Source organism: Granulosicoccus sp. 3-233, assembly GCF_052681095.1.
This window is the reverse complement of the sequence record NZ_JBQYLE010000007.1, coordinates 76,229-88,426: the sequence shown is the minus strand read 5'-3', so window position 1 is coordinate 88,426 and position 12,198 is coordinate 76,229. Positions and strand designations below refer to the sequence as shown.

Here is a 12,198-nt window from a genome sequence, read left to right as displayed (position 1 = left end):
TTGGTGATATGAAGACAGTTGTCTGTCGCGATGGAAGGATTATAGGGATGGAAGTTTTGCAGTGCAACATGAAATAGTGAAAATTCCGATTTTACCGGGTGATATTTTATTTTGGCTGTTAATTCAATTGCTTGCAATGTTCACAATGCATGTGAATTTCCGGAAAATGATGAAAAATTCCTTTTTTAGTGAATTTTTAACGCACTGCGTTAGAGTTCGGGCATCTGGATGAACAAACTGCTCGCAGCTCCAGGACCTTGCCATCAAAGCAAGGCTGCTTGAACGAATTGCTCGCGGCATGGAAATCCTGTCATCACGGCAAGGCTGGCCGAGCAGCGCTCAGGCTGTCTGCACCGCGCCGCCCGCCACGAAACCTTCGATGTCCTCGTCGGTAAAGCCTGCTTCTAGCAGCACTTCCCGACTGTGCTGTCCCAGTAGCGGTGCTGCACGATGGATGCAGCCGGGTGTGCCGTGAAACTTCACCGGAGTGCCCAGGGATTTCACGGTGCCGGCACGCGGGTGTTCCACGTCCACGACCATCTCCCGTGCAATGGTCTGCGGGTCCTGATGCATCTGCAGGATATCGAGTATCGGTCCTGCCGGAATACCGGCCTGGTTCAGCAGGCTGACCCATTGTTCCGTCTTGCGTTGTCGGAAGCGGGTCTCCAGCTCTGCCACCAGCTCGCTTCTGTGCTGCATTCTCGCCGCGTTGCTGGCAAAGCGCTCATCCTCATTCAGATGGGTAGCGTCAATGACTTTCAGCATTCGCTCCCAGTTTGCCTGGTTGGCAGCGCCCAGGTTCACCCAGCCATCCAGTGTGGCAATGGCCTGATAGGGGGCATTCAAGGGGTGGGCGGAGCCCAGGGGCTGGGGCGCTACACCGGTGGCAAAGCCGATGGCTGATTGCCAGAACGTATGAGTGATTCCGGCTTCGAACAGGGAGGTGTCGACACGCTGTCCCAGACCGGTCTGCAGTTTCGAGGCGTAGGCGGCACTGACACCCATGGCGGCAAGAATCCCTGCCGTGATATCGGTGATCGGTGGTCCGGCCTTGACGGGTGGGCGGTCAGGGCCTTCTCCGGTGACGGACATCAGTCCGGACATGCCCTGCGCAATCAGGTCGAATCCGCCTCTTTCCCGGTAAGGACCGGTGCGGCCAAAGCCGGAAATCTCGCAGTAGATCAATCCCGGGTTCAGTGTTCGAAGCGTGTCGTAATCCAGGCCGAGTCGAGCCATGGTGTCGTGGCGATAGTTCTCGATCACCACATCGGCGTTTTCCAGCAGCTTCTTCAGTACTCGCTTGCCATCCGTCTGCTTCAAATCCAGCGCGATGCCCCGCTTGTTGCGATTCATCATCATGTAGGCGGCGGACTCACCCTGGATGTCGGGTGGCAGGAATCGCCGGCTGTCATCCCCGCTGCCGGTTTTTTCCACCTTGATGACATCGGCACCCATGTCTGCCAGTAGCAGGCCGCAGGCTGGTCCTGCCATGATATGTGCCAACTCCACCACCTTCATGCCGCTCAAGGGCCCCGAGTTCTTTGTTGGCTTGTCCCTGTCAGTGTGCATCTATCGACCTCGCCACCGTGGTTGTCGCTTGGCAAGAAACGCGTCCATGCCTTCACGAAAATCGTCACTGGTATAACACTGTACGATCAGGTCATCTCCATTGATGTCGGCGGTGTGTTCTCTCAGGCGTCGAAGCCCCTCCTTGGAGGCTGCCATCGTCAGCGGTGCATGCTGTTGCAGTGTCGTGGCGAGTTCCCTGGCCCGACTCATGGGGTCGGCGACACATTCATTGATCAACAGACAAGCCAATGCCTCCTCCTTGCCGATGAGCCTGGCCGTCAACAGTATGTCCCGTGTTCTGGGTGCGCCCAGCAGTGCAACCAGTCTGGACAGGCTGCTCAGTGACAGGCAGTTGCCCAGTGTACGTGCGATGGGAAATCCGAACCGGATGTCCTCACTGGCAATGCGCAGATCACAGCAGGCGGCAATGGCCGCGCCACCGCCGGTACAGGCGCCGCGAATGGCCGCGATGCTCGGAACAGGCAGAGCCTCGAGCTTGCTCAGTACCCGGTCCATTTCTCGCTCGTAGTTCAAGGCATCTTCCGGTGTCTCGAAGTCGCGAAATTGCGTGATATCCGTTCCAGCGGCAAACGCCCTGTCACCTGCACCCGTGATGATCAGGACTCTGATGTCGAGAGACTTGTCCAGAATGCGCTCGCATACCGAGGCCAGAGCCTCGTACATGCCGAAGGTCAGTGCATTGCGAGCAGCCGGTCGGTTGAACGTGACCGTCCCGATGCCGTCGTGTACGTCCAGCAGTAGTTCGTCGTTGTCATTCATGGGGTGTCCGGGGGGGGTGATTCGTCAATGGGGTCGGACATGTGGTATCAGGGAAAATCGAAAGGCCTCATCGGTAGAAGTATTCGACGAGGAACATCGGAATTGCAGGTATGTAGGTGCACATGAACAGCACCAGCAGAAGTACCGCCACGAAATAGACGTTGACCTTGGAGACATCCCATATGTTGGCCTTGGCGATGGAGCATGACGTGATCAGTACCGAGGCGACCGGGGGAGTCTGTTGTCCGATGGCAAGGTTCAGGGTCACGATCAGACCGAAGTGCACGGGGTCGATGCCCGCCAGCTCGATCAGTGGCACGACGATGGGTACCACCAGAATGATGGCGGCCACCGAGTGCAGGAAAAAGCCGATGATCAGAAAGAAGATGTTCAGAATGAACAGGATGACGTACTTGTTGCCGGTCATGTCCATCATGGTCTGCGCCAGTTCCTGGGGCACTTGTGCTCGGGTCAGGAAGCCACCCATCAGCACCGAGGCTGCGACCAGCAACATGACCACGGCCGTCTGAATGCCGCCTTCGATCATGGCCTGACGCAGTCGCTTCAGATTCACTTCCCGGTAATAGAGGCCCAGCCCCATGGAGACCAGTACGGCAAGTCCTGCCGCCTCGGTTGCCGTGACATAGCCCCCGAAAATGCCGCCCAGAATGATGACAGGCAACAGAAAGGTTGGCAGAGCTTCCTTGAAGGTCTCCTTGACTCGACGGGTATTGAAGGCGTCTTCCGTCGGCAGATTGTATTTGCGTGCAAACCCGTAGGCGACACCCATGAGGCCTGCGGCACCCAGCAGTCCCGGCACCACTCCTGCCACGAACAGTTGCTCGATGCTGGCATTGGCCGACACGCCATAGACGATCATCGGAATGGACGGCGGAATGATGATGGCCAGTGAGGCGGAGGATGACGTGATGGCTGCCGCCAGAGGGCCGGAATAACCGCGCTTCTTCATTTGCGGAATCATCACCGAGCCCAGTGCGGCTACATCGGCCACCGCCGAACCGGAGATTTCCGCGAAGAACAGGGATACCCCGATGTTGACCATTCCCAGGCCACCACGGACAAAGCCGATCAGGGCCGCCACGAAATTGATCAGCTTGTCGGTGATGCCACCGGCATTCATGATTGCGCCTGCCAGAACGAACATGGGGATGGCAATCAGAGAGAACTTGGTGGAACCGTCATACATGTCCAGCGCAACGGTGACCAGTGAGCTGGCACCTTCGGTCATCACCAGACCGAAAATGGCCGCAACCGCCAGCGCCACGGCAATGGGGACGTTGATGCAGATCAGCAGCACCAGAACGATGAAGATACCGAGAACAATCATGTGCGTTGCATCTCCGCTTCGATCTCCGCCTCGATTTCGGCATGTTCGGCCGACACGCCCGAGCCGACCATGCGCAGATAGTCCGGGGCGCTCAACAGCTCGCAGATGATGAACAGCGCAGCTCCCACGGGGATGACCGACTGCGTGAGCTGTACCGGCACCCAGCGCAGGCTGACCAGTGTGTCACCCTCGAGAACCAGGAGTACCTGCCAGCCAGCCCAGGCCAGTAGAATGAAGAAAGCCAGAAAGACCACTTCGGCAAAAACGGCCGTGTACATCCGAACTGGCATGGGAATGGCGAGCAGGACGCTGTCAAAGCCGATGTGCTTGCGCTTCAGCACTGCCAGTGCACCGCCGTAGTAGGTAATCCATGCCAGAGCGATGCTGGCGACTTCGTCGTACCAGGACAGGGACGCATCGAACTTGCGGTAGATGACGGAAATGATGACGATGGTGGTCAGTCCTACCATCAGCAGCATGAGGAACCATTCGAGCAGGCGCTCGAGTACATGGGCGATTCGATTCACTGGAAATCCTCTCAAGGGGCGACTGGTAGCCGTGCCCATGGCGTGGCACGGCTACGTTGTGTGCTCTGCGTCCATATCGGACTCAGCTTGTGTCAGGACTATCTGGCCAGGGCCTGTACCGCACTGATCAGCTCGGCACCTCCGTCAACCGAATTGGCGAATTCCTCGTAGATCGGTCCGGATGAATCGATGAAGGCCTGCGTGTCGGCTTCGTTGACTTCCACGTTGGCATCTTTCAGGTTCTGCAGCAGATCCGTTTCCAGCTGCGCTGCCATGGCGTATACCGCATCCTGTGACTCCTGTGCCGCGGCAAGCAGATCGCTCTGGATGTCTTCCGGCAGCTTGGCAAAGCCCTTGGCCGAGGTGAGTACATAGGCCGGGGTATACACATGACCGGTGATGGACAGATAGGTCTGTACTTCCTGGAACTTGGATGACCAGATCTGCGCGTAGGGGTTCTCCTGCCCGTCGATGACGCCGGTCTTCAGGGCGGTAAAGACTTCGGACAAGGCCATGGGCGTGGGATTGGCGCCGTACAGCTGAAACATCTTCACGCGCCATTCCCCGTTGGGTGTGCGCAGCTTGATCCCCTTGAGATCTTCCGGCACCACAATCGGCCTTGTATTGTTGGTGATGTGGCGAAAGCCGTTTTCGAAGTAGCCCAGAATCCTGTAACCCTTCTCCTCAGCCGCAGCACCGAAGACACTATCTCCCATGTCAGCCTGTATGGCTTTCATGTGTTCACGCGACTGCACGATATAGGGCATTTCGAACACACCGAATTCATCGGCCACCGATGACATGATGGAGGAGGGCAGGGCGAACATGATCTGCCCCAGTTTGAGCTTCTGCAGAAGCTCCTTGTCCTTGCCAAGCTGTGAGGAGCCGAATGCCTGAACCTCGGCACGATCACCCAGCCTGGCATTGGCGTTCTTGACGAATTCGTCGACAGAGGCCTCGAATAGCGAGCCGGGATTACCGACATGGCCGAATTTCAGGATCAGCTTCTCGGCGCTTGCCTGCCCTGCTGCCAGGGTCAGGGCAGCACCGAGCAATACGGCGGTTACCTTTCTTTTCATGGTGACTTACTCCTCGATGATTCAGTCGCGAGTGCGACGAAAAGCCGACCTGCTGGCGAACTGTCGCCGCCTTGTGCAGGGTCTAGCTGTTTGATTTCAGATAATCGAGCGCGGCCTGTGTACCGCCGCCCTGATGAGGGGCCTGCGCCAGGTGCAGGCCCATTTCGATGCCGGCCAAGGTGCCCAGCAGCATGACGTCATTGAAGTCACCCAGATGGCCAATGCGAAAGACCTTGCCCTGAACCTTGGACAGGCCATTGCCCAGCGAGGTGTTGCAGTGTTCGAGAATGACCGAGCGCAATGCATCGGCATCGGTGCCATCGGGTACACGGACGGCCGTCAGCACGGGAGAGTATTCCTCCTCGACGGTGCATTGCACTTCCAGTCCCCAGGCTTGCACGGCTGCCCGGGTAGCGGCTGCGTGTCGCTTGTGCCTGGCAAAGATGTTGTCGAGGCCTTCCTCATGCAGCATGTCAATGGCTTCGGCGAGCCCGAACAGCAGATTGGTTGCCGGGGTATAGGGGAAGTAGCCCCGTTGGTTGGCCTCGATCATGTCGCGCCACTGCCAATAGGCATTGGGCAGGCCCGCCCCGGCATTCGCCGCCAGGGCCTTTTCGCTGACGGCATTGAATGACAGGCCCGGCGGCAGCATCAGGCCCTTTTGAGAGCCTGATACTGCGACATCGACACCCCACTCATCAAAGCGGAAGTCGGCTGAACCCAGACCGGAGATCGTATCCACCATCAACAGTGCAGAATGTCCGGCAGCATCGATGGCGGCACGGATTTTCGAGATCTGCGAGGTGCAGCCCGTCGAGGTCTCGTTATGGACGACGCACACGGCCTTGATGTCGTGATCGGAGTCTTCGCGCAGGGCTTCTTCGATCAGCGCCGGGTCGGCAGCACGCCGCCAATCGGTCTCGATCAGTTGCGGTTGCAGGCCGAGTTTCAGGGCAAGTTGCTGCCACAGATAGGCAAAGTGACCGGTCTCCACCATCAACACCTTGTCTCCGGGGCTGAGTGTGTTGACCAGCGCAGCCTCCCAGGCTCCGGTGCCGGACGCCGGATAGATGACCACCGGCTGCTCGGTCTTGAAGATGGTCTTGATACCACTCAGAACCCGGTTGCCCAGATCGGCAAAGCCCGGTCCCCGGTGATCGATGACCGGCATGGCAATGGCCTGCAGGATGCGGTCCGGAACGGCGCTGGGGCCGGGGATCTGGAGGAAGTGACGGCCAGCTTGACGCATACGGTAGGGCTCCACAAGCAGTTGCTTAATTTGAATTTTGCATTCATTATTAATTTATTTCCAAGCGCAATGCAATGAATTCTTCTGCTCATCCGGAATTTCTGCGGCGGCTGAAGGCCGAAATGGCTGGTGCCGTGCACGGTGATGTCTTCACCCGGGGGCGTTATGCCACTGATGCCTCCATCTATCAGATGATGCCTGCGGCGGTGGCCATTCCACGGGATGTCGAGGATGTGCGCACGGCACTGGCGCTGGCGCGCGAGTTTGAGCTGCCCGTGACCCCGCGCGGCGGTGGGACCTCGCAGTGTGGCCAGACCGTCAACCACGGCCTTGTACTCGATAATTCACCGCACCTGAATGCATTGTTGGAACTGGATGTCGAGCGGCAGCGTTGCGTGGTGCAGCCCGGTATCGTGCTCGATGAACTCAACCGATTGCTGAAACCACACGGGCTCTGGTTTCCGGTGGATGTGTCAACGGCCTCACGCGCCACGATCGGTGGCATGGCCGCCAACAATTCCTGTGGTCAGCGTTCCATTCACTACGGCACGATGCGACACAATGTGCACGCCATGGACGCCATTCTGCCCTCGGGCGAACCGCTTCGTTTCGACGAAGTGCCTGCCTCACTGGAAGGCGTGACGGGAGGCAGGCGCACCTTCATCGAGGGGCTGCTGAGTCTGGGTGCACGCGAGTCCGGCAATATCCAGAAACGCTTCCCTACGGTATTGCGGCGTGTCGGAGGCTACAACATCGATGCTCTGATGCCATACGAATCTGTTGATGATGGGGAGCAGCAGGCCAGAAGTCATTACCGGCTGGCGGACCTGCTGGTCGGTTCGGAAGGAACGCTGGCCTATTCGACGGCCATCGAACTCAAGCTGTGGCCCTTGCCGCAACAACGGGTTCTGGGTATCTGTCATTTTCCCGGTTTTCATGAGGCCATGGATGCCACCCAGCATCTGGTGGAGCTCGGGCCACACGCCATCGAACTGGTTGACAATACAATGGTGGCGCTCGCGCGTGACATCGAGCTGTACCGCAACTCCGTGGCGGAGTTCGTGCGCGGCGACCCGGCTGCCTTGCTGATAGTCGAGTTCGCCTTCGATAGCGAGGCCGAGAACCTGCAGCATCTCAAGCTGTTGCATGAGCGCATGGCGGACCTGGGCTTTACCTGGAAGGGCAAGGGCAAGAACTGGGGCGGGGTGGTCGAGGCGGTGGATCCTGCCCTGCAGGCTCGTATCGGGGAGGTCAGAAAGGCGGGGCTCAACATCATGATGTCGATGAAGGAAGAGGGCAAGCCGGTGTCCTTTGTCGAGGACTGTGCCGTGGATCTGCCGGATCTGGCGGATTACACGGCAGAACTGACCGAGGTCTTCAACAGGCATGGCACGCCCGGTACCTGGTATGCGCATGCCTCAGTCGGCTGTCTGCATGTTCGGCCCGTGCTCAACATGAAGCTGGAGAAGGATGCCAACACGATGCGCGAGATTGCCGAGGAGGCTTTCGACCTGGTATTGAAATACAAGGGCTCACATTCGGGAGAGCATGGCGACGGCATATCGCGTTCCGAATTTCACACGAAGATGTTCGGTGAACAGATGGTCAAGGCCTTTGCCGAGATCAAGCATCGCTTCGATCCGCACAATCTGTTCAACCCCGGCAAGATCGTCAATGCACCACGCATGAATGACCGGGAACTGTTTCGCTATCGTCCCGGCTATCGCATGATCGAGATCAGGCAGCAGCTGGACTGGTCTGCCTGGCCAGGTGCCAGCGGTGGATTGCAGGGCGCGATCGAGATGTGCAACAACAATGGTGCCTGCCGCAAGATGCAGGGCGGGGTGATGTGCCCTTCCTATCGGGTGACGCGTGATGAGCAGCATGTGACGCGGGGGCGGGCCAACACGCTGCGTCTGGCCATGTCCGGGCAACTGGGCGAGGATGCCATGAGCTCCGATGCCATGCAGGAGACGATGAAACTGTGCGTCTCCTGCAAGGCCTGCCAGCGTGAATGTCCGACCGGCGTGGATATGGCGAAGATGAAGATGGAGGTCATGGCTGCCCGAGCCAGAGTACATGGTTACACCCTGCACCAGAAGCTGGTCGCTCATCTGCCACGTTATGCCGCCGTTGCATCGCGTTTTCGCACACTGCTGAATCTGCGCAACACATTGCCGGGAGTTGCCGCCATGACAGAGTCACTGTCCGGGTTTTCAGCGCGCCGCCGGTTACCGGTCTGGGCGGCTCGACCGTTCGTCGAGACCGATACGGTGGGCGATGGCAGCAAGGAAGTGGTGTTGCTGGCGGATACCTTCAACACCTGGTTCGAACCTGACAATCTGCGAGCCGCCAGAGTGGTTCTGCAGGCGGCCGGCTACCGGGTTCATCTGGCGCAGGCACCTGGTCAGCGCAAGCTGTGCTGTGGCAGGACCTATCTGGCTACCGGTATGATCGAGCAGGCCAGGCTTGAGGCCGGACGCATGGTAGCCGCGCTGTTGCCCTGGATTGACAGAGGCCTACCGGTGGTCGGTCTGGAACCCAGCTGCCTGCTGACTCTGCGTGATGAGTACAAGGCGCTGTTGCCGGGTGCGGATACCGACCGCCTGGCAGAGAATGCGCTGCTGCTGGAAGAGCTGATCATCAGGGATCATGAGGCCGGTACACTGGAATGGAGCCTGTCAGCCCCGGTGAGTCAGGTGCTGGTGCATGGTCATTGTCACCAGAAGGCTCTGGGAGCGTTCAGCGCCGTGCAGAAGACTCTGGCTCTGATCCCGGGGATGGCCGTCAGTGTGATCGATTCCAGCTGCTGCGGGATGGCAGGCGCTTTCGGCTACGGGCGGGATACCTGCGATGTGTCCATGAAAATGGCGGAGCTGAGTCTGTTGCCGGCAGTTCGTCAGGCCGATACGGAGACGCTTGTCGTGGCGGATGGCACGTCGTGCAGGCATCAGATCGCGGAGGGAGCAAGCCGTGACGCCATTCACGTTGTGCAGGTATTGGCCATGGCCTTGCGGCCTGCGGAGAGTCCCGGTGGCTCTGTCTGAACGGCTTTCGGGATACAATGGGCGGACCTTGGTCAGGAGTTTGTCATGAGTGCACTGGATCAGGTCGGTTCCATCAGCCGGCGTTCGCTGCACGAGGAATTGACCGACCGCTTGCGAAGCATGATTGTCGAGGGTGTCTTGACGGCCGGCGAAAAGGTTCCGGAACGCGAGCTTTGCGAAAAACTGGGCGTCTCTCGAACACCCATGCGCGAAGCCCTCAAGGTGCTGGCATCCGATGGTCTGCTGACTCTGGAACCCAATCGGGGTGCGCGAGTTCGCGCCATCACGGTAGAGGAACTGGAAGAAGTGTTCCCTCTGATGGGGGCATTCGAGGCTCTGGCTGGCGAACTGGCGTGTGCTCATATCAGTGATGCCCAGATCAGGGAGCTGAAGAACGAGCACGAGCAGATGCTGGGTCGTTATCACGCATCGGACATGCCCGGCTATTTCAAGCATAACCAGCGTATTCATGAACTGATCATGGAGGCGGCCGGTAACCGCACGCTGATCAATCTGTACAGCTCGCTGGCTGTCCGAGTGCGGCAGGCAAGGTATCTGGCCAACATGAGCGCCGAACGCTGGCAACAGGCCGTGGATGAACATGAGCGGATCATCCAGGCGCTGGAAGAACGCGATGGTGAAGGTCTGGCAGCTATCCTGAAAAAGCACCTCGAGAACAAGTTTGCTGCAGTCAGGCAATGGATAGAAGACCAGGTCTGAACGTCGATTCCCCGTCCTGCCTGGCTGGCAGAACTGTTCGCTAATCGACAAAGGAACTGGGGCGATTGCTGGCAGACCGATGGGGGCATCCAGTGCGATGATGCCGATTACCGACTACCGACTACCGATTACCGATTACCGATTGCCGTTTGCCGTTTGCCAGTTCCTGTCGATCAGAGAGTGGTCTGATGGACAGACGCGGTTGCGTCGATCAGTTCGGATCGTTGAACATGTCTCGAAAATAGAAAACGATGGCGGCACGCTTCCATTCTCCGGAGTAGGGCTCAACGCGGCCATTCTGGTTGCCGTCGATCCAGAAGTCGCCGTCTTCGGCAATCTCGACGAATCCCACCCGGGTGCCATTGCGCCAGACTTCGCCCGTATCCTCAAGGCTGCCCAGTTGATTGCCCCGCAGCCAGACTTCGCCGTTGGCCTCGATGGATCCGGCGTCGTTGCCTCGCACCCAGACTCGGCCATCTGCCGTGATCGATCCGATATCGGTGCCGTCGACAACGACGGTGCCCTTGCGAGAAATCGAACCGATATAGCTGCCCCGGTAGTAGAGCTCCTGTTCGATGCTCTGCAGGAATTCAGGTCTCCTCTGCCGTTCCTTCTTCGGCAGGGCGGCCAGTTCGAGCGCCGTCTGCTCAGCCTGCTCGCGCATGTCGCGGAAGCGTGATGCAGCCGCTTCGATGCTAGGCGTCGAGTTGGTGAGCTCCATATCGATCAGGTCCGGAAAATGGTCGCCGAGAAGCAGCATCTGCTGACTGGCGCTGAGTCCCGTGGCCAACCGGTTCTGGTTGTTGTCACCATTCTCGCCATGCGCGAAATTGTAGATTCGCATCTTGTCATCGTCTGCAATGGCCAGAATACTGTCTGCCAGCATATGAGCATCCCGAACACTGCTTTCGCGTACGGCGATCTGACGGCTTATCCGTTCATTGATCTGCAGTTGAAAACTGCCGGTGATCCAGCGTCTGATTCGATCGGCGTTCTGCGGGTCGATGGATCCCGAATCCAGCGTTGCAAGGTCAGCCTGCAGCTGTTCGCCACGCAGTTGCTGCAATGTCGCCGCCCAGGCGATCAGCTGTTCGTTGGTCGCCCCTGCAGGCAATGACGGCAAAGCGTCACTCCGGTAACGCGCCAGGATCTCATCCCCGTTGGTGGTTCGACTGTCTGGGGCTGCGTCGTTCGAAGCCTGTGTCTGAGTCTGCGTGGTTGGCTGTGTCTGTGTCTGTGTCTGTGTCTGTGTCTGTGTCTGTTGCTGTGCTTCCTGCCACTGTTTCGCGGTGGCGATCATCTGTTGCCGCAGCTCATTCCATTTCTGCGTGGCTGGGCCGTAGTCAGGATGCTCTCTGGAGCTCGTGCCCTTGAGCAATTCAGCTGCCCGGGTCAGTTTCTTGCTGAGCGCGTTGTAACGGCTCACATCACCGTCTTGCAGGGTCGAAAGACCGCTATCGATCTCCGCGATGAGCCGGTTTGCCATATTGAGCCTGGCGTCCATCTCGGCGGCAGATATCTGTGCGCTGCCGGTCATGATCGACAGTGTCAGCATGGCTTGCAGAAAGAACCGGGTGACAGTTTGCAGCATCGGCTTGGGCTCTCGTTGATCCTGTGGCAGCGTTGGTTTGTCGTCCGGTTGCACCTGGCCGTTCGGCAGCTTCACTGAACAGACCCACCAATCCATTGGTCGGCTTCATCTGTAACCGTAGACATTTTCCTCGATTTGAGTTCAAGCTATCACAAGCTCCAGGATAATGACATTGGCCCGGAGCCAGGTGAGATCCGTGTCAGGTTTCCCGTTCGCGTATCTGGCTGTCTGCCCGATTGCGCAAGTGCTCATTGATCCATTCGCGCAATCGCGCAATCGGGCAATCGG

At 58.5% G+C, this 12,198-nt stretch carries 9 protein-coding genes; 2 read left to right on the top strand and 7 right to left on the bottom strand.

Annotation, left to right across the window (positions count from 1 at the left end):
- Positions 1 to 339: 339 nt before the first annotated feature.
- The 6 genes from ACUNV4_RS18325 to ACUNV4_RS18300 form a co-directional block, all read right to left on the bottom strand.
- The gene (locus ACUNV4_RS18325) at positions 340 to 1,569 is read right to left on the bottom strand and encodes a CaiB/BaiF CoA transferase family protein (protein ID WP_430880046.1); all 1,230 of its coding nucleotides are present in this window, start codon (positions 1,567 to 1,569) and stop codon (positions 340 to 342) included.
- The gene (locus ACUNV4_RS18320) at positions 1,570 to 2,349 is read right to left on the bottom strand and encodes an enoyl-CoA hydratase/isomerase family protein (RefSeq protein WP_430880045.1); all 780 of its coding nucleotides are present in this window, start codon (positions 2,347 to 2,349) and stop codon (positions 1,570 to 1,572) included.
- 67 nt (positions 2,350 to 2,416) lie between these two features.
- Positions 2,417 to 3,697: a TRAP transporter large permease gene (locus tag ACUNV4_RS18315; protein ID WP_430880044.1), complete on the bottom strand. Its 1,281-nt coding sequence runs from the start codon at positions 3,695 to 3,697 to the stop codon at positions 2,417 to 2,419.
- Positions 3,694 to 4,224: a TRAP transporter small permease gene (locus tag ACUNV4_RS18310; protein ID WP_430880043.1), complete on the bottom strand. Its 531-nt coding sequence runs from the start codon at positions 4,222 to 4,224 to the stop codon at positions 3,694 to 3,696. Before ACUNV4_RS18310 ends, ACUNV4_RS18315 begins: the two co-directional genes overlap by 4 nt.
- A 98-nt stretch (positions 4,225 to 4,322) precedes the next feature.
- Positions 4,323 to 5,303 carry a TRAP transporter substrate-binding protein gene (locus ACUNV4_RS18305; protein ID WP_430880042.1) on the bottom strand — a complete coding sequence of 327 codons (981 nt, stop codon included), beginning with the start codon at positions 5,301 to 5,303 and terminating at the stop codon, positions 4,323 to 4,325.
- An 82-nt stretch (positions 5,304 to 5,385) separates the two neighbouring features.
- On the bottom strand, positions 5,386 to 6,552 hold the full coding sequence (locus tag ACUNV4_RS18300) for a pyridoxal-phosphate-dependent aminotransferase family protein (protein WP_430880041.1): 1,167 nt from the start codon (positions 6,550 to 6,552) through the stop codon (positions 5,386 to 5,388).
- A 74-nt stretch (positions 6,553 to 6,626) separates the two neighbouring features.
- Between ACUNV4_RS18300 and ACUNV4_RS18295 the strand changes: the two genes are divergently transcribed.
- Together ACUNV4_RS18295 and ACUNV4_RS18290 are read left to right on the top strand one after the other, a co-directional pair.
- On the top strand, positions 6,627 to 9,599 hold the full coding sequence (locus tag ACUNV4_RS18295; protein WP_430880040.1) for an FAD-binding and (Fe-S)-binding domain-containing protein: 2,973 nt from the start codon (positions 6,627 to 6,629) through the stop codon (positions 9,597 to 9,599).
- 45 nt (positions 9,600 to 9,644) lie between these two features.
- Positions 9,645 to 10,319, top strand: coding sequence for a GntR family transcriptional regulator (locus ACUNV4_RS18290; protein ID WP_430880039.1), 675 nt, complete (start codon positions 9,645 to 9,647; stop codon positions 10,317 to 10,319).
- 211 nt (positions 10,320 to 10,530) lie between these two features.
- Here ACUNV4_RS18290 and ACUNV4_RS18285 read toward each other — a convergent pair whose 3' ends face one another.
- Positions 10,531 to 11,910: a hypothetical protein gene (locus ACUNV4_RS18285; protein ID WP_430880038.1), complete on the bottom strand. Its 1,380-nt coding sequence runs from the start codon at positions 11,908 to 11,910 to the stop codon at positions 10,531 to 10,533.
- Between the last annotated feature and the right edge of the window lie 288 nt (positions 11,911 to 12,198).